At 38.6% G+C, this 23,802-nt stretch carries 28 protein-coding genes; 10 read left to right on the top strand and 18 right to left on the bottom strand.

The genetic code is table 11. The features are described from left to right. Positions 1-108 precede the first annotated feature (108 nt). On the bottom strand, positions 109-558 hold the full coding sequence (locus ACXAE4_RS11975) for a DUF6188 family protein (protein ID WP_028414417.1): 450 nt from the start codon (positions 556-558) through the stop codon (positions 109-111). Positions 559-591: 33 nt separating this feature from the next. Next, on the bottom strand, positions 592-1,167 hold the full coding sequence (locus tag ACXAE4_RS11970; RefSeq protein ID WP_475236085.1) for a TetR/AcrR family transcriptional regulator: 576 nt from the start codon (positions 1,165-1,167) through the stop codon (positions 592-594). 259 nt (positions 1,168-1,426) lie between these two features. Here ACXAE4_RS11970 and ACXAE4_RS11965 point away from each other — a divergent pair, with 259 nt between their 5' ends. Continuing rightward, positions 1,427-1,720: a DUF3817 domain-containing protein gene (locus ACXAE4_RS11965; RefSeq protein WP_013083888.1), complete on the top strand. Its 294-nt coding sequence runs from the start codon at positions 1,427-1,429 to the stop codon at positions 1,718-1,720. 47 nt (positions 1,721-1,767) lie between these two features. Here the strand turns inward: ACXAE4_RS11965 and ACXAE4_RS11960 are convergent, their stop codons facing one another. Together ACXAE4_RS11960 and hutI are read right to left on the bottom strand one after the other, a co-directional pair. Then, positions 1,768-2,142 (bottom strand): DUF7674 family protein, encoded by a 375-nt coding sequence (locus ACXAE4_RS11960; RefSeq protein ID WP_028414419.1) that lies wholly within the window; start codon positions 2,140-2,142, stop codon positions 1,768-1,770. A gap of 75 nt (positions 2,143-2,217) precedes the next feature. After that, positions 2,218-3,495 (bottom strand): imidazolonepropionase, encoded by a 1,278-nt coding sequence (gene hutI, locus ACXAE4_RS11955; RefSeq protein WP_028414420.1) that lies wholly within the window; start codon positions 3,493-3,495, stop codon positions 2,218-2,220. Between the two features lie 414 nt (positions 3,496-3,909). On the opposite strand from hutI, the gene ACXAE4_RS11950 reads away from it, so the two are divergent. Beyond that, complete coding sequence (locus tag ACXAE4_RS11950; RefSeq protein ID WP_013057818.1) at positions 3,910-4,173, top strand: hypothetical protein; 264 nt, start codon at positions 3,910-3,912, stop codon at positions 4,171-4,173. Between the two features lie 34 nt (positions 4,174-4,207). Here ACXAE4_RS11950 and ACXAE4_RS11945 read toward each other — a convergent pair whose 3' ends face one another. The 3 genes from ACXAE4_RS11945 to ACXAE4_RS11935 all read right to left on the bottom strand — a co-directional run bounded on the left by ACXAE4_RS11945 (position 4,208) and on the right by ACXAE4_RS11935 (position 6,226). Continuing rightward, positions 4,208-5,035 (bottom strand): LCP family protein, encoded by an 828-nt coding sequence (locus tag ACXAE4_RS11945; RefSeq protein WP_028414421.1) that lies wholly within the window; start codon positions 5,033-5,035, stop codon positions 4,208-4,210. Between the two features lie 133 nt (positions 5,036-5,168). After that, positions 5,169-5,711 (bottom strand): GNAT family N-acetyltransferase, encoded by a 543-nt coding sequence (locus ACXAE4_RS11940; protein ID WP_028414422.1) that lies wholly within the window; start codon positions 5,709-5,711, stop codon positions 5,169-5,171. Between the two features lie 101 nt (positions 5,712-5,812). Next, positions 5,813-6,226 carry a hypothetical protein gene (locus ACXAE4_RS11935; protein ID WP_033580565.1) on the bottom strand — a complete coding sequence of 138 codons (414 nt, stop codon included), beginning with the start codon at positions 6,224-6,226 and terminating at the stop codon, positions 5,813-5,815. Positions 6,227-6,407: 181 nt separating this feature from the next. On the opposite strand from ACXAE4_RS11935, the gene ACXAE4_RS11930 reads away from it, so the two are divergent. Together ACXAE4_RS11930 and ACXAE4_RS11925 are read left to right on the top strand one after the other, a co-directional pair. Further along, positions 6,408-7,187, top strand: a complete 780-nt coding sequence (locus tag ACXAE4_RS11930; protein WP_025751115.1) for an undecaprenyl-diphosphate phosphatase — start codon at positions 6,408-6,410, stop codon at positions 7,185-7,187. A 1-nt stretch (position 7,188) separates the two neighbouring features. Beyond that, a complete protein-coding gene (locus ACXAE4_RS11925; protein WP_028414424.1) occupies positions 7,189-7,527 on the top strand; it encodes a hypothetical protein in 339 nt (112 codons plus the stop codon). Positions 7,528-7,556: 29 nt separating this feature from the next. Here ACXAE4_RS11925 and qoxD read toward each other — a convergent pair whose 3' ends face one another. The 7 genes from qoxD to ACXAE4_RS11890 form a co-directional block, all read right to left on the bottom strand. Further along, positions 7,557-7,865, bottom strand: a complete 309-nt coding sequence (qoxD, locus tag ACXAE4_RS11920; RefSeq protein WP_013057824.1) for a cytochrome aa3 quinol oxidase subunit IV — start codon at positions 7,863-7,865, stop codon at positions 7,557-7,559. Positions 7,866-7,868: 3 nt separating this feature from the next. After that, a complete protein-coding gene (gene qoxC / locus ACXAE4_RS11915; protein ID WP_013057825.1) occupies positions 7,869-8,477 on the bottom strand; it encodes a cytochrome aa3 quinol oxidase subunit III in 609 nt (202 codons plus the stop codon). Next, positions 8,477-10,420, bottom strand: a complete 1,944-nt coding sequence (gene qoxB / locus ACXAE4_RS11910; protein ID WP_013083896.1) for a cytochrome aa3 quinol oxidase subunit I — start codon at positions 10,418-10,420, stop codon at positions 8,477-8,479. Before qoxB ends, qoxC begins: the two co-directional genes overlap by 1 nt. Positions 10,421-10,466: 46 nt before the next feature. Further along, a complete protein-coding gene (gene qoxA, locus ACXAE4_RS11905) occupies positions 10,467-11,420 on the bottom strand; it encodes a cytochrome aa3 quinol oxidase subunit II (protein WP_013057827.1) in 954 nt (317 codons plus the stop codon). 566 nt (positions 11,421-11,986) lie between these two features. Continuing rightward, positions 11,987-12,565, bottom strand: coding sequence for a hypothetical protein (locus ACXAE4_RS11900; RefSeq protein ID WP_013057828.1), 579 nt, complete (start codon positions 12,563-12,565; stop codon positions 11,987-11,989). A 307-nt stretch (positions 12,566-12,872) separates the two neighbouring features. Beyond that, entirely contained in the window at positions 12,873-13,220 is a 348-nt protein-coding gene (locus tag ACXAE4_RS11895) for a rhodanese-like domain-containing protein (RefSeq protein ID WP_028409228.1), read from the bottom strand. A 481-nt stretch (positions 13,221-13,701) separates the two neighbouring features. Then, a complete protein-coding gene (locus ACXAE4_RS11890; protein ID WP_289578017.1) occupies positions 13,702-13,854 on the bottom strand; it encodes a hypothetical protein in 153 nt (50 codons plus the stop codon). A 507-nt stretch (positions 13,855-14,361) separates the two neighbouring features. Here ACXAE4_RS11890 and ACXAE4_RS11885 point away from each other — a divergent pair. The 6 genes from ACXAE4_RS11885 (at position 14,362) to ACXAE4_RS11860 (ending at position 19,844) form a co-directional block, all read left to right on the top strand. Next, entirely contained in the window at positions 14,362-14,790 is a 429-nt protein-coding gene (locus ACXAE4_RS11885) for a PAS domain-containing protein (RefSeq protein WP_223546161.1), read from the top strand. 300 nt (positions 14,791-15,090) lie between these two features. Continuing rightward, entirely contained in the window at positions 15,091-15,450 is a 360-nt protein-coding gene (locus ACXAE4_RS11880; protein ID WP_028414427.1) for an ArsR/SmtB family transcription factor, read from the top strand. 31 nt (positions 15,451-15,481) lie between these two features. Beyond that, positions 15,482-18,040, top strand: a complete 2,559-nt coding sequence (locus ACXAE4_RS11875) for a heavy metal translocating P-type ATPase (protein ID WP_098113276.1) — start codon at positions 15,482-15,484, stop codon at positions 18,038-18,040. Between the two features lie 58 nt (positions 18,041-18,098). Beyond that, on the top strand, positions 18,099-18,719 hold the full coding sequence (locus tag ACXAE4_RS11870) for a class I SAM-dependent methyltransferase (RefSeq protein ID WP_154973741.1): 621 nt from the start codon (positions 18,099-18,101) through the stop codon (positions 18,717-18,719). Positions 18,720-18,803: 84 nt separating this feature from the next. Beyond that, a complete protein-coding gene (locus ACXAE4_RS11865; protein ID WP_205664189.1) occupies positions 18,804-19,310 on the top strand; it encodes a PCYCGC motif-containing (lipo)protein in 507 nt (168 codons plus the stop codon). Between the two features lie 216 nt (positions 19,311-19,526). Beyond that, entirely contained in the window at positions 19,527-19,844 is a 318-nt protein-coding gene (locus tag ACXAE4_RS11860) for a DUF3243 domain-containing protein (protein WP_014459329.1), read from the top strand. 46 nt (positions 19,845-19,890) lie between these two features. On the opposite strand, the gene ACXAE4_RS11855 is transcribed toward ACXAE4_RS11860, so the two are convergent. From ACXAE4_RS11855 to ACXAE4_RS11840, 4 genes are all read right to left on the bottom strand, one after another. Further along, positions 19,891-20,736, bottom strand: a complete 846-nt coding sequence (locus ACXAE4_RS11855; protein WP_028414431.1) for an N-acetylmuramoyl-L-alanine amidase — start codon at positions 20,734-20,736, stop codon at positions 19,891-19,893. A 271-nt stretch (positions 20,737-21,007) separates the two neighbouring features. Next, positions 21,008-21,631 carry a LysE family translocator gene (locus ACXAE4_RS11850; protein ID WP_028414432.1) on the bottom strand — a complete coding sequence of 208 codons (624 nt, stop codon included), beginning with the start codon at positions 21,629-21,631 and terminating at the stop codon, positions 21,008-21,010. A 157-nt stretch (positions 21,632-21,788) separates the two neighbouring features. Further along, a complete protein-coding gene (locus ACXAE4_RS11845; protein WP_255219779.1) occupies positions 21,789-21,923 on the bottom strand; it encodes a hypothetical protein in 135 nt (44 codons plus the stop codon). Between the two features lie 136 nt (positions 21,924-22,059). Beyond that, a complete protein-coding gene (locus tag ACXAE4_RS11840; RefSeq protein WP_028414433.1) occupies positions 22,060-23,703 on the bottom strand; it encodes an APC family permease in 1,644 nt (547 codons plus the stop codon). Positions 23,704-23,802: the final 99 nt, after the last annotated feature.

The raw sequence follows: 23,802 nt of genomic DNA, 5'->3' as shown, positions 1-23,802 counted from the left end.
ACGTAACTAAGTTATTTGAGAAGCCTTCATCCTTTAATAGCTGCAGACCCGTTTTATTTTTTTAAACAATTTTAGAGTACCCATGGGTCAGTTTTTCGTAAAAAAAACTCACCTCCTTTCATGTGCTGATGAACTGTCTATACAAACTGAAATTTGATGGTCGCACGCTCCCCCTGGAAGCGAGATAAAGGAAAAGCCGTCTTGACCATATAAATCCCAGCCTTCAAAAAACGAGCTGTCATGAAACATATCTAGCGCATACCCGTTAGAAAACGCAATTCGAAGTATACCGATATCTTCATACCACTGTATAGAGAGAATGCGCTGGCCAAGCAGCAGCGCTTCGACTTGCTGACGCTGCTCAGCGGAATGTAGCGATTTCCAGTCTGCTTGACCAAGCAAGATGCTGCGTTTGTTTTTTAGTCTCCATGGACATTCTGCCACAAGTCCGCCTTTACTAAATCCAAGAGAAAACGGCAGGGTGTTGTCTGTGTTTACCTTGGTAACGGTTTGTTCTTGAAAATATGAAAAATTAATTACTGTGCTGCTGTTATTCATCATATCCCTCCATTATCAACCAGTACCGACGAGTCATTTTTGGGTCTCAAAATAGCAACCTTCAATGTATAAGTTCACAATGAACTCCGCATAGTTCATGATATCTTCTTCTGTTATATCATCATCGGAAACGATATCCATCCTATACCCATTTAACATGCTGCAAAACGCTTTTGAGTGTAAAAAAGCGTTTTTTATTTTTTGCTCTTCAATCAATTTAGCAACAAGCCCGTGATAATCCTCAAAAAATTGATGAAGACGACCCATCATTTCTGGCATTTGGTGAGGGGCTTGCCAAAAAGAGTCCGGATATTTTTTAGTTTCGTAAAAAAAGAGCAGGTGATGTTTCGCAACTGAATAGAGCTTTTCGTGAAACGTTTGGCATTTATCTGTTCTTCGCTTTGCATGATACAAAAACTCATCAAACGAACGATTATTAACAGCGATATAAAGCGACTCTTTAGACGAAAAGTACAAGTAAAGCGTTCCTTTAGATACACCCGCTAGTTTAGCAATATCAATCATTTTTGCTTCATAGTAACCTTTGGATTCGAACACTTCAAAAGCAGCATCTAAAATTTTCTCCCGCTGCTGTTTTCGGTTTGTCATGATAAAAATCCTCTCATACGTTTTCGATACTATACATATAAAATAATTAAAATAACTTGTCAACACGTAGTGTGCTTCTTTATACATTGCATCACAAGAGTATGTCAGTTTTTTAAACACAACACTTCTATAGCGCAAATTAAAGCGTTTTCGACTTTTTTGTGACAGATACAAATGATGCTTGTATATGAAGAGCTTGCTATGGTACATTTTTGTCATCGATACAGAAATTTATTCCGTCGTTACGGGAGGAGAAAACATGGTTCTTACATCACCAATCGGTCGCCTGCGCTTAGTAGGAATTTTAGAAGGAATTTCATTTTTACTGCTGCTGGGCATTGCTATGCCGCTAAAATATGCAGCAGGCATACCCGAAGCTGTATCAGTTGTAGGCGCAGCACACGGTGCACTTTTTGTGCTGTATGCTCTTGCAGTCGTTCATGTAAAATTCGCTCATAAATGGTCAATCGGCCGCTCTTTATTTGCATTTCTTATGTCGGTTATTCCGTTTGGTCCTTTTATTTTAGAGCGCCAGCTGAAAAAAGAACAGTAAAAGAAAAGAACGTCACGGACATCATGTTTCCATGACGTTCTTTTTCCTTACTGTTCCGCACTATTTTCGCTAAAGTGGTCAATCGTTTTCCACCACTTCAGTGAGTGAGGTTTTAATAGCATTCCAATTTCTTCTGGACTAATTTGCTGATCTATAATCATTTCATGCATTGCTTGAAAGAGTCCCGTTGTAACAGCTTCTTTCACATCAGATTCACCTTCTATATACAGCTGTTCAATCGCTTCAAACACATCCGGTTCACGTTCGAGCTGGCCGTTATATTCAAGAGAGATCAAATGACCCGCTACTCGGCTTAATTCATGCTGCAGCTCTTCTTTATCGTTGAAGTTGATTTCTTCGCTTGGCTCAAAAGATGGGCAAGCTTCTTTTAGTAATGGAATAACATTTTGTTTTGTAATCATATCTAAATTCCCTGCCTTTGCATGTGTGACAAATTCTCTATTCTTTACCCTTTTCTCTTTTTCTATAAACTTGTTTTACAAAACTTTACCGTTTTCTACAACTACTTCTCCTTTTTTCACTACGCTATCAATATGATTCAAGCCATACTGATATTGAAGGGTTCGATAACTAGAGACATTAAAAATCGCTAAGTCAGCTTGTTTTCCGGCTTCAATACTCCCAATCTTATCTCCTTGATTAATAGCATGAGCTGCGTTAATAGTTGTGGCTACAAGCACTTCTTCAGGACTCATGTTCATATTCATACATGCCAGATTCATCACAAATTGCTGTGAAGTCGTTGGAGATGAACCTGGATTGCAGTCTGTAGAAAGAGTAACTGGAACGCCTAAATCGATCATTTTTCTAGCATCTGGCCATTTCATTCCAACAAATAAGGAATTCCCCGGTAAAAGTGTGGCTACGATCCGTTTTTCAGCCAGTTTCTTTAACCCTTCATCAGAAGCATACAAAAGATAATCTGCTGATATCGCTCCTACCTCTGCTGCGAGCTCTGCTCCTCTGCAGTATTCAAAGGGGTCGGCATGTATTTTAGGAAGCATGCCATGGCTTTTCCCGGCTTCGAGTATTTCTTGACATTGTTGGAATGAAAAAGCATTTGGAAGACATACAGCATCATTAAATGCTGCGAGCTTATAAGAAGAAATTTGAGGAATCATTTCGTGAATAAGTAAATTGACGTATTTCTGCGTATCTCTTTTATATGCTAAAGGTACGACGTGTGCTCCTAAGAAGGTGCTTATGACATCAACTGGGTGTGTATCATTCAGCATTTTAGCGATTTGCAGCTGCTTCAGTTCTGTTTCTAGTTCTAAGCCGTACCCGCTTTTGACTTCTACAGTCGTGACTCCGTGAGCTAGAAAAGACGTAAGACGCTCATAGCTCTGCTGATAAATCCGGTACGCATATTCTTCCTGTGTTTGAACGACAGTGGAGTGAATACCTCCACCTTCTTCTAATAAATCCAAGTAAGAAGTTGGTCTTTCAAATCGCCTATAAAATTCTTCTTCACGAGAGCCAGCGTACACAGCGTGTGTATGAGGATCAATCAGACCCGGAGTCACAATTTTATGAGAAGCATCAATAATGGTTGCGTCATTCCTTTCCCTTTCATATTTTTGTTCTAGCTCTTTTGTTGTACCTACGGTCACAATTTGATCTCCTTCTATCCAGACTGAGCCATTTTCAATCACCGTCAAGTTTCTCATTTCTTTTCCAGCTAAAGGACCTTTATTTTCTTTGGCCGTTACAACTTGCGAAGCATTTTTAATCCATAGCGCTTTTTTGGACATCGTTGAATTTCCCCCTTTTCTAGCGTGTACCACGTTTTGGGGCTCCATGTTTACCGTAAACTCATTTAGATTCATCTACACATTTCGCACCTCTGCCTTCTTTCTTGTAGGTAGAAATTCGAAAAAGCATGTCCATGGTCTGAAAAGCGTGTTTTTAAGTCTTTAAAGCTAGATAACTTATATTTTTTTCAATTATATACGCTTTTAGACCCTTTTTTTTCTCCGTTTTCTTACTTATTGACTGTTGTTTTATACAGATATATCCTTATATACTAAATCTTTTATCACATGTATTTTATAAACATCACGGCGAGGTCCCCTCAATAGGATAAATAATAGATTTCTAGGAAGAGAACGTTTATAATATTCTTTGAAGTTTTACTTTTAGAAAGATTCACTAATGGAGGAAGAAATATGATTGTCAACTATAAAAACCAAGCAACCGGCCATCGCATGAATAACGGCTGGAATCTTTTCTATGCGTCAAACTTAACGATGTGGCGCAAAGATGAAAAGTATTTGCTTTTAGATGAAAACCAAGATGTAGTGATGATCTTTGGCTTTAAAAAAGACGAAATCATTCTAGATAAATTGCAAACGTGGGGCTATACATTTGGTGTCCATCCAGAGAAAAAACAAATTTCCTGCTTGCAGCGTCAAGAAGAAATTGGTGAATAAAAAGAGGGCTGAAAAAATTCAGCCCTCTTTTTTATTAATGGGTTTGTTGAAACATAGCGCTCAGCTGCTTTTTTTCAGATGGTTTTACAACATAATACCATGTACCATCTACCATTTGTCCTTCTCCTTTTACCGTTACCGTTTCGAAATCAGGCCGTCCATTCTTAATGACGTTATACATCGTAAATGCATCGCTGACATCAATATTCGTTTGGATATGCTTTTTTGCGAGCGTGAGAAGACTTGGGATATTTTTCACCGTTGACATGTTCATTCCTTTATCTAATAGAGCTTCCACCACTTGACGCTGGCGATTGTTTCTTCCTAAATCACCTTTTGGGTCTTCATGTCTCATCCGTACATAGGCAAGAGCTTTTTCACCGTTCAACGCATTTTCTCCTTCAGGAAAGATAAATGAATCAAAGACAAAAGGAAACGGGTTATTCACGTTCACGCCGCCAAGTTCATCGACTACATCTTTGAACCCCTCCATATTTACTTTCACATAGTAGTCAACGTCAATATTTAAAAAATTCTCAACCGTGCGCACGGTTAAAGGAATGCCTCCGTATCGATAAGCATGGTTAATTTTCTCATCCGTCCCTTTTCCATCAATGTGCACGCGCGTATCTCTAGGGATCGGCATAACCTTTGCTTTATTATGGCTTTTATCTAAATTGACCACCATTAATACATCTGAGCGGCCCGTATCGCCTGGCCTTTCATCTACGCCCATAACGAGTACATTAAACGAATGAGGCTGCTCTTTAGCAGATGTTTGATGCTGATAGACAATTCCAAACCCAGCGGTTCCTAAAAGCAACATACATGCCGCTAAGACGCCTACTTTGTATTTTTTCATTCATACGGCCTCCTTTACACATCACTTACTCTCTATATGCCTTAATGAATGAAAATTTATACCTTCTTGAGGAAATTTAAGCACACGTCAAAAAAGCCCGCTTGTTGGGAAGCTGGCTTTTCACTAGTAGATGTTAGCTTGATTTTTGATGCACATCACGCTGTGCCCATTCACTTTCTAGCATACTCATTTCAATTAAGCTCCAGTACTGTCCATCTACAAGCCGGACATCTCGAAGAAGGCCTTCGCGTGTAAAGCCAATTCGTTCATAAGACTGAATCGCCCGCTCGTTAAAATCAAAGACGCCGAGCGAAATTCGGTGAAGGCCCAGTTCTTCAAAACCGAAAGCTAACACTTTTTCAAACATGTGCGCGCAAAACCCTTTTCCTCTATACTTTTCACCAAGCAGCACTCGGCCAATTCTTCCTGTTTTATGATAATAATCAATATGAGCCAGGGAAATATGCCCAATAAGCTGTTCATTGTCATCTATGACAGAAAAAGCATAGGTAGAGGCACCATCTTCATTTGCATATCGAATGTAGTGTTTTAACTGTCTAGGAGTAAGCGGAAAAGAAAAGCTAGAGCCGCTCCATTGCACCATAAATGACTCGGAGGGAATCCAATCCATTAGCTGTTTAAAGTCTTTTTTGGAGAACGGTCGTAGAGCTATCACATAATTCTCCCCCTTATTATTTCTGACTTTTCTAAATATATTACATTTATCATAATAAACTGTCAACTGTCTATGTAAAAAAAAGCCATCATTTCGATGACTTATAGCTGTAATGCTTTTCTGAGAAGAGTTAAATCATGAGTAAATTCAAAAAAATAGGTTCTATTTTCATTGTCAAATACCATCATGATTGGTTTTTGGTTCGGTTCAAGAACAAAAATAACTTCACTTGCCAGCGTGTTGACCGCACTATTTTCAATTTTCACGGCTGGATCAAGAGGTACTTTAACAAGATAGCCTTTTTTAGGAAGCGGACTTGCCTTTTTATATAAACCAGTAATGGACGCAATACTTTTTTCGGCTTCTTTTTGAACATTTGGAGGTTTGGGCGTTGAACGAACGACTCTGCCCGTTTCAATTTGAAACACCTCTACTTTTGGCTGTTCAGCACTTACTGCTTGTGGAAAAATAAAAGCAGCGAATACGACGCATACAGCAACCCATTTTCGTATCATTTTAAGCACCTCTTTCCATAGTGGATGAGATGGAGATAAGAATGGTCGTCTCTTCTTATACTATGACCTATTTTTACGTATTTATTTCACTAAATGAATGCCTATACTTCCATGTTTTTGTCATGTTCTCAGAACTTCCTCTATACACTACTAATAAGGACACGCTGTATGAGGTGATAAGATGTCGTGGTTTGAAGCATTTATTTTGGGAATCATTCAGGGGCTTACAGAGTTTTTACCGATAAGCAGCACGGGGCATTTGTATTTAGGGCGCCACTTATTTGGCTTAGACGATGCAGGATTGTATTTAGATACGATGCTGCACATGGGCACTCTGCTTGCTGTGTTTGTCTTTTATAAGCGTGAGCTATGGCATATTATTCGGCATCCGTTTAGCAAGCTTACAGGGCTTTTAGTGATAGGAACGATCCCTGCAGTTGCGATTGGTCTTTTGTTTAAAGACTATTTTGACAGCATTTCTAAATCAGGCTTAACGATCGGCTGGGAATTTCTTGCGACGGGACTGCTGTTATGGTTTGGTGATTCCGTAAAAAATGGCTATAAAAAAATGGATCATATTTCATACGGAGATGCTTTTTTTATCGGCTCGTTTCAAGCAGCTGCGATATTCCCTGCTGTATCCAGGTCTGGCTTAACGATGGTAGCTGCGTTAATGCGAAAATTAGACCGTGAAACAGCCGCTTATTTTTCCTTTTTATTGTCGACTCCGGCCATTTGCGGAGCAGTGTTACTTCAGTTAAAAGATGTAGTCACAGGTGAAGTCGAGCAGCTCTCCGTTTTCTTTTTATTCGTCGCTACCCTTTCATCTGCTTTATTCGGTTATGTAGCGGTAAAATGGATGATCAATTATTTAAAGCATCATTCGTTAAAAACGTTTGCGATTTACGTTTGGATATTAGGTGCAGTCGTGCTTGTTTGTCAGTTTACGGGGGTGTTTTAAGATGAAGATAAAAGTCCGGACGCTTTTTTTAGTATTGTTTTTTGCCGGCATTTTAGTCGTGACAAGCTATGTTGATAACAATTCCCAGCAGTCGTTTGACAGCTTATCTCACCTTTCACTTGATGGAGGAGCTGTTGAAACTTCTGCTGATGAAGACGCTGCGGAACAATTAAATATGTCGGTCAAAGAAGTTCATGTTAAAACAGAAAAAAGAGGCGGATACCGAATTGAAGTATACGAACAAGTAAATGTTTATAGAGATGATAAAGGAAAAGTAGTAAAAAAAGTGGCTACGGGAGAATATCAAACGTTGAAATATAAACTGAATGAAAAAAAATAAACCACTTACCGAAGTAAGTGGTTTTATTTTTAATGGTTAAAGTGAGCTGCAAGAATCCACAGTGTACCAACAACGATACAAAGTGCAATAAAGAAACTGTAAAGAATATTTGCAACCTGTACTTTACCATTTTCACTTTCAGTCATGTGCATGAACATTACTAGCTGCATTGCTGCTTGTAATAACGCTAGGATCATGATAAGAGTCATCGTAATGCTTCTTGATAGATCAGCTAGCACTACTAAACCAAGCGCTGCGAATGTTAAGGCTAGTGAAAGGATAAGCCCAAATACATGACTAAGCGGAAAACCTGCTTTTTGGCCTTGTTTATTTTCCATGTCTTATCCCACCAATCCGTTCAAGTATACAAGCGTGAAGATGAAGATCCATACAACATCAAGGAAATGCCAGTATAAACCGATAATAAATACTTTACGAGCAGTAACTGGTGTTAATCCTCGTCTTACTAATTGAATAATAATACTGATTGCCCAGAATACACCGACTGTTACGTGAAGACCGTGCGTTCCAAGTAGTGTAAAGAACCCTGATAAGAAGGCACTTGTTTGCATTGTTGCACCTTCGTGAACTGCGTACATGTAAAACTCACGAATTTCGTAGAAAAGGAATCCTCCACCAAGAACAAGTGTAATAACAAACCAAACTAAAAGTCCTTTTAAATCATTATTACGCATTTTAAAGATGGCAATTCCCATCGTGAAACTACTGAATAGTAGTAACAGCGTTTCGATCATAAAATCTTTAACAACGAACAGTTCTTCTGCAGTAGGGCCACCCGCTGTACGTGTATGGTACGTTAAGTACGTTACGAACAGCGTAGAGAACAACGCGATCTCGGCACCTAAGAAAATCCAGAATCCAAGGATATTCAGGCGACTTTGTTCTTCTTGGTATTCTAACGGCAATGATTTATCTAAATGTCCTGCCATTATTTGTCACCCCCTGTAATTCCTTCAACCTTCTTGATTTCATCTACTTTTACATAGAAGCCCGGATCATAATCAAATGAACGAGCAAGCATACAAGCAAAAATACCTGCTAATCCAACGATTGCCATTGGAATCCATTCAAATACTAAGCCAAATCCACCGATAAACCAGAAAATACCTGAGATAAACGGCACACCAGAGTTGCTTGGTAAGTGAATTGGTTTTAAGTCTTCTGCTTTAATTTCTGTTTCATTACGTTTTTTCATGTGCCAGAATGCATCCATTTCTTTCACATGAGGAATTACTGCAAAGTTGTAAGCTTGAACTGGTGATTTAGTCCACCACTCAAGTGTACGACCATCCCAAGGATCGTTTGCAGTGTCGCGTTTGTTTTTCCATGCACTGTATAATAAGTTAACTACTAATACGAAGAAGCCAAGACCCATTAAGAATGCACCGATTGTTGAAACTAAGTTTAATCCGTTCCAGCCAAGGTTGTCTGCATAAGTTTGCATACGACGAGTCATACCGTCTAAACCTAGGAAGAATTGTGGGAAGAAACATACGTTAAATCCAACAACAAAAATCCAGAATGAAATTTTTCCTAATTTTTCGTTCAACGTGTGACCGAAAATTTTCGGATACCAGAAGTATAAACCTGCGAAACAGCCAAACACTGTACCAGAGATTAATACATAGTGGAAGTGAGCGATTAGGAAGTAACTGTTATGATATTGATAATCGGCTGATGCCATCGCAAGCATAACCCCTGTTACCCCACCGATTACGAAGTTTGGAATAAACGCTAATGACCAAAGCATCGCAGTCGTAAATTTGATACGGCCTTTATACATTGTAAAGAGCCAGTTAAAGATTTTAACTCCGGTTGGTACTGCAATTAACATCGTTGTGATTGAGAAGAACGAGTTAACTGACGGTGAGTTACCCATTGTAAAGAAGTGATGCACCCATACAAGGTAACTTAAGAATGCGATACCGACCATTGATACTACCATTGCTTTATAACCGAATAAGTTCTTACGAGAATGTGTACTGATAACTTCTGAGAAGACACCGAATACCGGTAAAATAACGATATATACTTCAGGGTGACCCCAAATCCAGAATAAGTTAGCCCACATCATTGGAAGACCGCCGTTAGCCATTGTAAAGAAGGCTGTTCCGAATACACGGTCAAGTGTCATAAGTGCAAGCGCTACTGTTAATACAGGGAACGCGAAAATGATAATAATTGATGTGATGAAGATTGACCAAGTAAACATTGGCATTTTCATCATTGTCATGCCAGGGGCACGCATTTTTAAAATTGTTACAAAGAAGTTGATACCAGTCATTAATGTACCAGCACCAGCAATCTGTAGTGAAACGGCATAGAAGTTATTTCCGATACCCTCACTGAATTCTTTACCTGCAAGCGGGAAGTAACTTGTCCAACCTGCATCAGGAGCTCCTCCGATTACGAAAGAAAGGTTAAATAGCATTGCTCCCATAAAGAATGTCCAGAAACTGATTGCGTTTAAGAACGGATATGCTACGTCACGCGCACCAATTTGTAATGGAACGATTACGTTCATTAGTCCGATAATAAATGGCATTGCCATGAATAAGATCATGATAACACCGTGAGCCGTGAAGACTCCGTTGTAGTGATGTTCATCTAAAATGTTCATACCCGGGAATGCAAGCTGCATACGCATCATGATTCCATCAATTCCGCCGCGGAAAAGCATTAATACAGCTGAAAGGATGTACATGACACCGAGTCTTTTATGGTCAACTGTTGTTAACCATTCTGTCCATAACCATTTCCATTTCTTGAAATATGTTAAGACAAAAACGATACCGATGACCGTCATAGCGATTGCTGCGTCAGCAGCGTAAATCATAGGTTCGCCAGTGACGAAAAATTCATCTAGCTTCATTATGTCTTCCCCCAATCATTACGTTATTTAGTGTAATAAATGAATGTTATTCATGATTTGAGTGATCCATGTTTTCCATTTCTTCATTACTCGTTTTTTCGTCTTCTTTCATCTTGCTGTGATCATGTCCTGTACCACGTTCTAGCTCTTTGCCAGGAATGTATACATCTTTTGCATGGTCAATCCATTTTAAATGTGTACCGTTGTAAGTTTGACGACCAACAACGCCTGGGCTTAGGATTTGATCATATTTCTTTTCAGTCAATTTACCAGCTGTACCTTTTACGTCACTAACCCACTCTTTGAAGTCTTTGTCCGTTTGAGCCTGAACTTCGAACTGCATTTGAGTGAAATGTTCACCCGAGAAGTTAGCACTACGTCCCATATAAGAACCAGGCTTATCAGCTTCTAAGTATAATGGCATTGACATATTGTTCATCGAATATTTTTGTCCGCCAAGTTCTGGTACCCAGAATGAGTTCATAGGTCCTTGAGCCGTTAACTCAAATTTCACTGGCGTATCTGCTGGAATGTTTACGTAGTTAACCGTCTCGATATTTTGTTCCGGATAACTGAAAATCCATTTCCAGTTTGCAGATGTAACGTGAATCACGATTGGATCTTTATCCTTTGATTCTGCCGGTACTTCTTCTGCAGAGTAGATCGCTTTAACAGTTGGCACTGCTAATAGAATTAAGATGATGATTGGGAATGCTGTCCAAATAACCTCCATCTTTAAGTTACCTTCTTGCTCAGGTGGCTCATAGTCCATGTTTTCAGGTTTTTCACGATATTTGACAAGAACAAATATAAAAATAGCAAATACGACAACAACCACGATCAACATCATCCACATAGACCAAATGATTAAATCAGATTGCGTTTTTGCAACAGGACCTTGCGGGTTCAATACAGCAAGTTTTGAACAACCGCTCAAAAATACTAGTGAAAGCGCAGATAGTAAACCTACTAGCTTCCAAAATCCTTTTTTTGGTTTCACTTAAAACTCTCCTTTCTAACAACACATGATGCGAAGCCTATATTGATGAACATTCAAAATGCGCTATCTTTCGCTAGATAACGACATTTTTATACAGACTCTCTTCCCCCTTATTTGTAGGCCACTACTATTGTAATACAAAATGACATTTTTTTCGTCCCTTTTGCTTTATTTTTTTATATTAAAAATATTCTAATATAGTGACTGTACCAATGGGGTTAGAGTGCTTCAACCTTGCGATATTCTATCACATAATTTGGTATGAATAAATGTAAATAAAAGGATTCAACTCCCATTTCTTAACTATTTCTTTAGGAATAACTGCAAAATTAGCTTTGCATGTTTGCTTCAACATTGATATATCAATACACATCGACATAATTGAATATTTTGTGACAAATTTTCAAAGAAAATGTGACGCCCTGTATGAAACTTATTTTGCCCGTTAATTCCCCTTTGTTTTGTAGCAAATATTTGATTTTTTTGCTTAAAATTCTTTCTTTCGAAAATATGAACAAAACGTGAATTTTTTTAAAAAGCTTTTTATTATAGAAAAAAGCCACGTGTTATTCACGCAGCTCTTGGTCCATAAATTCTTTAACCGTGATATCATCCCCTGCTTTATCTAGCAGCGTTGTCGTTGCTGGAAACGGATGTTTAATATGACTCGGTATTTTTTCATACAGCACAAAATAATCACTTTTTGGAACCGCGGCATCAATTGTATATGTATCGTGCACCAAAGCCGCCTTTACGCGCTCAATTTGTTTACTTCTATTTGTTCCTGTAAACAGCGCATATGTACCTTTATTTGTATGGATATCATCATAATCCACTAAATTGCTCATTTTGGTACTGACTTCAATACGCAGGCGTTTGTTCCATCCTTGCTTCAATACGGCCATTCCTTCTTTATCACCAGGTATGGAGAATAAGGCTATGTATGTATTAGAGTGATCAACCCGTTTAAAATCTTGCAGCGTAATCCTTGCAGAACCATCAATACTTTCTTTATGCTCCCAATTTCGCAAATGCTGCTGCACACTTGCAGCATTGTTTTCAATCGGATATCGAATCATCTCATACGCAACAATTACAACCGCTATACAAATGAACAGAAATAGCAACCGCTTTATCTTTCGCACATCTATTCACCTTCCTTAGCTTACTCCCCTTTTATGTAATTGCCTAAATTATAACTTCCTATTAAACCCCTGTCTATGCACTAGTAGAACTACGTTTTTTTTTACCACAAAAGGGATTTTTCAAACCTTTTGTCATAAAAATACGCTAAAAGACTCAGTAGCTGTTGAACCAAAAGAAACCGATCTCCACTCCCCTTCTTAATCCTTAAAGCAAAAAAAGATACCCATTTTGAAATGAGTATCGCTTAGCTTATCTATTATATCCTTCTATATCAAAGTCGTTTAAGGCTTATTTGCCGTTTTTTTATTATACACATCTTTCCGCACACATGTATCCTTTGACCTGATATCCATGTTTTTTTAGCTGCCGAATGCTTAAATTTCGGGAAATGCTGTCAGGAACAATTACGACCACTTCTTTATATGGAATTTCCTCATGCTGTCTCTCTAAATAAGGAAGCGGAATATGGATTGCTTTTTGACAGGGGTTTTGTTTCATTTCATGAAAATGACGAACATCTACATACGAAATCGTTGTAGAAGCACAGTCGGCGGTCGTCACTTTCTTTATTCCTTGCACCGGCACATAGCGTTTATAAAAACTGTAACAAATTAATAAAAGTAAAATACCTATGCTCATATATAATATCGCCATGTTTTCCTCCCAATTAATTTCTATACCCCTGTATGTATACTATATTCAAAAGAAAGAATCAACACAGAAGTACTCTATCTCATTTCTCTCTGAAAGAAAAATGGTCTTTTTACACTTTATTATGAAACCACAATAAAGTGACGAAATCAATCATTATTTATTTTGATTTTTCGAAAGATTTAAATACTAGTAAACAGATCGTTTTTTCTTATTATAATGAAGAAACGCAGAATTTTTATCTTCATTTCCCCTTTTCTTTCCCGTTAAGGCTGAGGTTCGCTTATGAGTAATATAGTAGACCCAGTGTTGCAAGAACGTCAGAAAAATGATTCTAAAAACGAAGGATGCGAGATAGGATAGTATGAACACGTGAAGCGAAAGACTATATTGTGATTGGCTCAGGAAAATACGAGTTAACTTAGAAATGCGATATACACAAAAAAAAGGAAAGCTTCGGAGACGAAAGCTTTCCTTTTCTAGATTAATCTCCGTCAAGGTTTGCACGACAATTATTATGAGACAAAGAGGTACTTTGTGCTTCATGCTGTTTTTTTTCACCCTGCATTGTCATATTTTCTCCGTCCTTGCTCCATTTAGCAATATGTTTAGTTTTCTTTCCTTGGTTTAATGTCATGTTCATTCCCCTTTCTGGTGGATATAGTGTATGAAAATAACTCACACGCCATAAGAGGAAATGATATGAAAAAGCCCCTCTTAAATTGAGTGAGCTTTCTGCCTAAAACTGCTTTTCCTTTTATTGCTGAATCCGCATGAAAGGATATTCTCTATTTTAAACGTTCGTTTCTCGTTCCTTAGTAAGCACCAAGCTTTTACGCTCTGAGGATCAATTTTATACACAATGATAAATCGCTGTGTCAAACATCCTTTATCATCCATATAAATAATTTCAACAGGTCGTTTCGAAGAGTAGCTTTCTTGAAGTAGCCGTTCCATAGAATTCGCTCCTTTAATTTTTAGTTTACCGAACACACGTTCTTTTTTCAAGTGTTGTAAACTGAATAATTCGGTAGCTTTTACAGCTTAAAATGGAGAAAAGAGTGGGAAAAATGATAAAAATCATACAAATATTAGGTAATTGTGATATGGTAAAAGAGATTACTTAAGTTGGGAGAGGTGCATGATGGAAAGTAACATACTTAAATGGATCCCCGTTCCTTACTTTCAATTAAATCAAGAAGGTAAAATCCTGCATTTTTCTAGTCAAGCACATTCTTATTTTTCTTCAGTCTCCAGTCTGTGGAGCATTATTCATAAAGACGACCGGAAACAAGCAATGTGGATGCTGTCACAGCACTCTTCATCTAACCCCATCATCAGGCATTTGCGTTTGAGAACGAGCGATGATACATTTGTGAATTTTAAATGCACGATTCATTGGAAAAATAATGTAGGTCATTTAGTATGCACCGAAAAGAAAAATGTCAAGGATCCATTAGATGTTGTATTATCTGCTCAATCCTATTTAGAAAACTCAGACAAGCGATTAAAAGAATCGGACAAGGTGTTAAATAATGCAGCAGATTTATTATTTAATCGATTAAAACGATAACCAAATGAACATAATTTGCGCTGTATTCGGTTATTTCTCTCATTTTTAAAAGTCATTGAAAGGCTACCTATAGGGGTGGCTTTTTGTTTTGTTCTACACGTAAAGTCATTCTCTTTTTGTCCGCACCATTTAGTCCACAGTACATACACTAATAGGCATACTTTTCATATTTATTCTTTCTATATTTATGTTTTGCTCAGAAAAAAAGTCCGTATAATCAATAAATGTTTGAACATTTTTTAAAATTGACATATATTATAAACAAACAATCATTTGAATGTTTGAATGAAGGAGGAAATCATGCCAAAAGACCGCTGTGATATTTATTGTTTTAACGAAGAAAAGGTGAATCGTATTAAGCCTTCTATCGATGTTGAAGCTGTTCAGGATATTTCTACGATGTTCAAAGCGTTGGGAGATGAAACGCGGCTGAAAATCGTATTAGCCCTTTATAAAGGTGAGGAATTATGTGTATGTGACGTAGCCAACATTGTAGGCTCTACGGTTGCTACTGCTTCTCATCACTTAAGACTGCTGCGAAATATAGGAATTGCCAATTATCGCAAAGAAGGAAAGTTAGCTTTTTATTCTTTAAGGGATGCACATATTAAACAAGTAATTGATATTATGTTTGCTAAAAAAGAAGATGTAACCATTTAAGTTTTTCTTACCGTATAGGGAGTGGGACACAATGAAACACGAAGATAAAAAACATCATCACCATACCGGAAGCTGCTGCAGCGGCCCTTCTTCATCAGAAATTGAGAACAGCCCCTGCTGCTCCTCTTCTTCAGAAGCCGCACCTACTGAAGAACCTTCTTCCTGTAGTACAAAGAGTCACGCACACAGTCACAGCTGCTGTTCAGATACAAGTGCGTTAACGACCGATAAAAGCCAGCATTCTTGCTGCAGTGATCACGATATAGCAACAGGCAGTGACATAGAAGAAACGGCTGAATACCGCGTGTATGGAATGGATTGTCCTTCTTGTGCTGCTACGATTGAAAAAAGTTTAAAAACGTTAAACGATATTCAACACGTAGCAATCAACTACAATACAGGAAAGCTTCAAGTGGCGGCGGCAAGTGAATCAGCTCTGTCACTCATTCCAAACTCAGTGGAAAGACTGGGCTTTAGTATTGAGCCTATTCAATCAAATAAGAAAATGAAAACGTATTTGATTGAAGGAATGGACTGTGCAGCTTGTGCAAACACGATTGTGAATCATTTAAAAACAGTTCCTGCTGTCAAAGACGTACGCGTTAACTTTTCAACGGGAAAAGCACAAATTGAACATGATAATGAAGCTGATGACATTATTAAAGAAGTATCTAAAGCTGGGTATACCGCTACTTTAGTGACCAGCAGCAGGCAGCCCGCTGAATCTCGGCACCATAAAGGCAAAAATGGTCCGATTATTTTTTCAGGTATTCTCATCGCACTAGGTTTTATCGGTTCTCATACAGGAATTGCTTCTTATATGACAACTGTACTGTACGCTATTGCTATGATTGTTAGTGGATATAAGCCGGCTAAAAGTGCTTATTACGGAATCAAAAGCCGTTCTTTAGACATGAATGTTTTAATGACCGTTGCAGCACTTGGAGCAGCTGTTATTGGTGAATGGCTTGAAGGCGCTACGGTCGTTTGGCTGTTTGCTTTAGGTGTAGCTCTGCAAACAAGATCAATTGAACAAACAAGAAACTCGATACGAGGTTTGATGGATTTAGCTCCTTCTGAAGCATGGGTAAAGGAAAACGGGCAGCTGATTAAAAAAGCTGCGGAAGATATTTCAATTGGCAGCACGATTGTCGTAAAGCCAGGAGACCGAATTCCGCTCGATGGTGAAATTATAAACGGGGAATCCAGTATCAACCAAGCTCCTATTACAGGTGAATCTATTCCCGTTGATAAAGTAATGGGCGATGCTGTCTATGCCGGCACGATTAACGAAAGCGGATCGTTAGAAATTAAAGTAACAAAGCTAGTCGAAGATACGACCATTTCTAAAATCATTCATTTAGTGGAAGAAGCACAGGAGAAAAAAGCGCCGACTCAAGCATTTGTTGATAAATTTGCAACCATTTACACACCTATTGTCTTTATTTTAGCTTTATTCATTATGGTCATCCCTCCCCTGTTTGATGGTGCATGGAGCGAGTGGTTTTACAAAGGGCTTGAATTATTAGTTGTCGCTTGTCCATGCGCGCTAGTCATTTCGACTCCCGTCGCCATTGTATCTGCGATTGGAAACGCGGCGAAAAATGGCGTGCTCATTAAAGGCGGGACGTTTTTAGAAAAAGCCGGTGCAATCAATGCGATTGCTTTTGATAAAACAGGAACGCTAACAGAAGGCAAACCAGCCGTTTCAGAAGTTGTTTCCCTTGCTGCTGAAGAAAATCAGCTTTTAGCGATAACCAAAACGCTTGAAGATTATTCAAATCACCCTATTGCCCGCGCTATCGTGGATTATACTGCGGAGAAAAAAGTTGTTTCTTTACAAGGATCAAATTTTAAAATTCTTACGGGAAAAGGCGTGCAAGCAACAATTCAAGACACGGTTTATTATGCAGGTAATGCAAAATTATTCTCAGATTTAGGAACACCTCTAACACACTGCTGGTCTCAGATTGAAAAGCTTCAAAACGAAGGTAAAACGATTATTATTGTCGGAACAGCTAAAAGTGTTCTAGGCATTATTAGCGTAGCTGATACCATCAGACATACAACCGTATCTGCTTTAGAAAGCCTTAAGCAAAACGGAATGCAGCAAATTGTGATGTTAACCGGTGATAACGAAGGAACAGCTAAAATGATTGCTTCTCAGTCTCGGGTAGACCGCTATTTCGCTGATTTGCTGCCTGAAGACAAAGTAAAGGCCATACAGCAGCTTCAACATGAAGGGTATCAAACGGCTATGGTTGGAGATGGAATTAACGATGCCCCTGCCCTTGCTACTGCTGATCTTGGCATTGCAATGGGCGGTGCTGGTACTGATACAGCCATGGAAACAGCTGATATTGTCCTGATGGCAGACAATTTAGAAAAGCTTCCTCATACAATGAAGCTAAGTCGCAAAGCGTTAGCTGTTATCAAACAAAACATTTGGTTTTCTATTATTGTTAAAGTCATTGCCTTAGCCTTTATCTTCCCAGGGTGGCTTACTCTGTGGATTGCCGTCTTAAGCGATACAGGAGCAGCGCTACTTGTTATTTTAAACAGCCTTCGCTTACTCAAAATGAAAAAATAAATGGAATCTATAAGCTTTCCAGCATGCATTGGAAAGCTTATTTTTTAGGAGGGTTTACGTGAATAACCGCTGGAACCAATTTATTTATAAGTGCTGGGCCCCTTTTTATGATGTCTTTTTTAATAACGGGATGTTTTATCGAGCCAGAAAAAAAGTCTTTCAAGATGTCCCCTTTTCGTCTGAGCAGCGCATTTTATTTGTAGGTGTTGGAACGGGTGCCGATTTAGCTTTTATTCCTCATCAAGTAAATGTAACAGCCATCGACTATTCCAGTGAAATGCTTCAAAAAGCAAAAGATAAATACAAAAACCCGTCTATAACTTTCCACCAAATGGACGCTCAGCAGCTAACATTCGACTCTTTTTCGTTTGATGTTGTTGTAGCAAGCTTGATTCTTAGCGTAGTACCTGATGCAAAGCAAGCTTTAAAAGAAATGACCAGAGTAGTAAAGCCTAAGGGAACGATCCTGATTTTTGATAAATTTGAAACCAAAAAGAAATCCGCGGCTTTTCCTAAAAAAATATTCCGCCTCTTCGTAAAATTACTAGGAACGGATATTGGCCTCTCTTTTGAACATATGCTTGAAGCAAGCCCGGATCAGCTTATCTTGAAGGAAAATTCAAGCGTCATGTTGAAAGGTATGTATCGGAAAATTATTTTGCAGAAAGTTGATGAATGACTTCAAAGACGAATGATGTCTTTTTAACGTGATGGATGTACATATTATTTTCTATCTTTAATTGAAGAAAGGATGAACATTTTGATGATGAAATCAAAGGTCATACCAGTTGTCCTTGCAGCAGGCATGGTGTCCGGCTGTGGAAACGAAAGTAAAGAAAGTTCAGCTAACAAACAGACAGAAACAACACACCATGAAGAACATCAGCCGCACACATTAGGGGATAAACGAGAAGAAACAAAAAATAGTGAAACTCTCCCTTCCTTTCTGAGTGACAAGCCCGAAGATATGCAACTTATTTATGCAGCCGCTGCTAAGCACCAAACCTTACTAGAAAACATTCCTTGCTACTGCGGATGTGGAGAAGAAGCTAATCATCAAAACAACTACGACTGTTTTATCTTTGAAAACAAAGAAAACGGCGCAGTAACGTGGGATGATCACGGAACAAAATGCGGTGTCTGCTTAGAAATAGCGGCTCAAGCTGTAGTAGACTACAGCAAAGGCAAAAGCATCGAAGACATTCGTCAAGAAATTGATCATAAATATAAGGAAGGCTATGCCAAGCCTACTCCTACGCCCGAGGTATGATGCTTCAGCATAAAAATTAGTAAAAGACTTTGGTCTCTTCATCCAAAGTCTTTTTGTCATTTTATTATTTGTTGGTAAAATCTCGTTTGACCTCCCCTTTTAAGTCCTTATAAAACGCCATAATGTAAAAATAACACATTTGGACGTTTATTTACTGAATGCTCGGGGAATATGCTTTCTAACACCCAAATATAACCATGAGAGGAGAAAAAAACTATGAGTAATTCTGTAGAAACAAATCATTCAGCAAAAGTTGAAGGAGCCATTAATTCTATGAGCGAGGAGAAAAAAGAGGATATTCTCTCTAGCTTCGAAGGATTTAAAAGTTATCTAGGGGACAAGGTCTCAAAAGGTGAAAAGTTAGGGATGAATGAGGAACAGCTTGCTAAAACAGCTCAGAAAGTAGCTGATTATCTCGCTAAGCATGAAGAGCCGCGCAACCGAGAGGAAAACCTGCTTCACGAACTGTGGAAGGTTGGAAACGAAGAGCAACAGCATCACCTTGCCCATATGCTTGTAAGATTAGTTCAATAATAAAAAAGATGACACGGAAGCGTGTCATCTTTTTTATTTACAGATATTAAACAGCGGGAATGATGATTTGCTGCCCAATTTGCAGTTTGGTAGGATCTACGCTGGGATTTGCATCCTGCAGCTGCTGAACAGTCATATTATACTTCTTTGCAATGCTATAGAACGTATCTCCTGCTTGTACAGTATACGTAGTGACAGGAAAAACAATCTGCTGCCCAATTTGCAGTTTGGTAGGATCTACGCCGGGATTTGCATCCTGCAGCTGCTGAACGGTGATATTATACTTCTTTGCAATGCTATAAAACGTATCTCCAGATTGAATGATATAGAATGTAACGCTAGTAGAAGGTAAGTTTAAATACGCAGCAATTCCACGCGCGTGTGCTTCTCCCACTTCACGAAGAAACGTCGCGTTTTTTAATTTTTCAGCGTCGGCTGTTGTATCGATAAACAAGTTTTCAGTTAAAACAGCAGGCATATTTGTTTCACGCAGGACAGCATAATTAGCTGTTTTTAAACCGCGATCTGCAATCGTTCCAAATTTGCGCATGGTTGGTAAAATCTCTGCATGAAGCTCTTTTTGTAAAAGAGAAGATTGACTTCCCTCTTGTGATGGATAGCGATACGTTTCAAATCCAGTACCTCCGCCGGCATTAATGTGCATCGAAACAAATATATCTGCTCCCCATGCATTAGCTCGGTTCGCTCGATCTGATAATGAAACGAACACATCGGTTGAACGAGTTACTTGAACATCTACTAAATAGTTATGCTCTAAATACGCCCGCGCGTGTAGTACAAGCTGCAGCGTAATATCTTTTTCACGCAAATTATTTCCTAAAGCGCCTGAATCTGTACCGCCGTGCCCTGCATCTAGCCATACTTTTTTCATGTGAACCTTTCCTTTCAGCCATAATATGAAAGAACTTGGGGTTAACACCGGCTTTGTCCGATGTTTTATCTCTCATTTTATATATATATGTAAGTGGACAAGAAGGGTTCGTCCTCTTAAAGGTTAGAGAACAATAACTTAAAAAACTGGATTTTACCATAAACATAAAAAATCCGAACGAATTGGATTTATCGTTCGGATTTCCCTTTAACTAACCTATGTCCACGCCTCTTAATAGAGATAAAAAGCAGGTTCGCCATCTTATCTTCTGCTATTTCTCACTAAAAGCAATTTTTAAGCCAATAAGTGTAAAGATAGAGCCTTGCACGAGATTAAGCCGCTTAGACAGCGCCGGAGATTTTCGCAAAAACTCCCCTACTTTCCCTGCAAATAGACTAATTAACGTAAAGATAATCAGCGCTTGAACTAAAAACACAGCTCCATAAACAAGCATTTGCTGCGTGGTGTGTCCGGTTGAATGATTAACAAACTGAGGTAAAAGAGCAAGAAAAAAAAGCGAAACTTTTGGATTTAGCAGGTTCATAATCACTCCTTTTTTATATAGCACCTTGTACTCAATGGCTTCTTTATTTTCAACAGCGAGAGCGGAATCTTTGGCTGTAAACGTCTTATAAGCCAGATATAATAAATAAGCTGCCCCAGCGTATTTGACAATAGCAAATGCTAAAGCTGATTGATAAATAATAGCCGACAGACCCAACGTTGCCGCTGCTATATGACCAAGCAAGCCCGTGCAAAGACCTAATGAAGTCGAAATCCCTGCGTGTTTACCGTTTGATATGCTTTGTGCTAAAACAAATAAGTTATCAGGACCAGGCATAACCGTAAGCAAAGCGGCGACACCTAAAAAAGAAGTGATTGATACGATATCCATAAGTCGTTCTCCCCCTGCATGATTTTGCCAACCATTATAGCATTTTTTACTATCTAGTATTCAAAAAAAGAAAATTTATCCATAAAAAAGGCTGGGACATAACTAAATCAATCTAATCTAAAGACGAATAAATTGTATACATGAGCTGAGCTGCTTGTTACACCGCTGTTGATTTCCGTGCAAGGCTTCGCTTTCCGCGGGCGGCCGCTGAGCCTCCTCGTCGCTTACGCTCCTGCGGGGTCTCATCTGTTCCGCTTTTCCCGCAGGAGTCTTCGCCTTGTCCTCCAATCAACTGCTAGAAGCAATTGAAAACATGAAATCTATCTTCAACATAACAACAAAAAACACGAACTACCAATTAAAAAATAATTAATAGTTCGTATTTGACTTTAACTGAAATACTTTTGTCCCAGCCTTATTTTTACTACTTATTTAATTTGTTTTTCCATGATTTGTTCTTTAGCCGAGGCAGACTGTGCTTCCGCTTCTTTCATTTCATTATTAACATGAATTGCTTCTTTTAAATACTCTGTTTTGTACCCGCTTTTAAGTGCCCAAGCATAAAAGAAAAGTGCAACAATTGCAATAAGTCCCATATCCCAGCCGTATTTAATAATATTGAGTCCCCCGAATTTTTCACTTCCTATCCAGGAGATTGTCATCATACATAATAAGTAGACAATCATCCAAACGCCAGCTCGGAAGTTTTGACCAAAGCCTTTCCATTTTGATTTTGCTTGATAATAAAAATAAATTGGCAAACCAATTAAAATAATAAATAATACCTGTCCAGTTAACGGCCATCTCGCCCAGTAAAGAGTAAGTGAAGCAAAAATAAAGCCAAGAGGCGCTATTACATTTAACCCTTTTATACGTAAAGGTCTATAAAGATCGGTCCCCGTTTTTCTTAACGTCATAGCTGTGATAGGACCAGTAAGATATGAAATTAACGTAGCTACAGAAATAATTTCGGCTAAAATTCCCCAGCCTCTAAATAAAAATAAAAAGATGAATGAGACAAATAGATTAAAAAACATGGCTTGACGAGGAACGCCGTAAAGCGGATGAACTCGTCCTAGTATATTCGGCAAGTATTTATTTTTTTCCATACCATAAATCATGCGTGACGTGGTAGCTGTATACGTAATACCTGTTCCTGATGGCGATACAAACGCATCGGCATATAAAACAATAACAAGCCAGTTAATATTTAGTGCAATCGCTAAATCGGCAAACGGCGAATTAAAGTTCAGATGACTCCATCCTTTTACGATTTCTGAAGGATTTACCGCTCCAATAAACGCAATTTGAAGCAATACATAGATCACGGTTGCAATCAAAATGGATCCTACCACGGCAATTGGAATAGAGCGTCCCGGATTTTTCGCTTCTCCCGCCATGTTAATAGGGCTTTGAAAACCGTTAAAAGCAAACACAATCCCAGACGTAGCAACAGCTGTCAACACGCTTGCCCATCCATTTGGAGCAACGCCTCCTGCAGAGGAAAAGTTTCCGCCGTGAAATCCTGCAAATAAAAGAGCACCAATTGTAAGCCCTGGAATCACAATTTTAAAAACGGTAATAAGTGAGTTAGCTTTCGAAAATAAGCCTACCGTCCAATAATTTAAAAGAAAATAAATGATTAATAGCCCTGTAGCAATAGCCAAGCCTTTTCCAGTAAGAATCCCGTTTTCTACTAAACTGCCTGTCCATTTCGCCCACTCCCACGGCCATGAACTCATGTACTGAACAGAGGCAACCGCTTCAACAGGAATAACGGATACAATGGCAATCCAGTTTGCCCAAGCCGCAATAAAGCCAAGAAATGAGCCGTGTGAGTACTGCGTATACTTAACCATACCTCCTGCTTCTGGAAACATCGATCCTAGTTCACTGTAAGAAAGAGCTATAAATAAAATAACAACCATTCCAATAATCCAAGAAGCAATTGCTGCAGGGCCTGCAATTTGAGCAGCTCTCCATGCCCCAAACAGCCATCCTGATCCAATAATAGATCCAAGGCCGACCATCATGAGAGAAAACGTTCCCATTTTTCTATGTAAGTTATTCATGTATCTAACACCTTTCTTCTATATATTCTGAGAAGTGAGTTATTAAGCGCTTTCATTAAATTTAAAAAATAAAATTCATTTTGATCTCTAAAAATGCTG

The organism is Priestia sp. ABM2_011 (assembly GCF_056158845.1).
The sequence above is the reverse complement of the archived record's forward strand: the minus strand, read 5'-3'. Positions and strand labels throughout refer to the sequence as shown.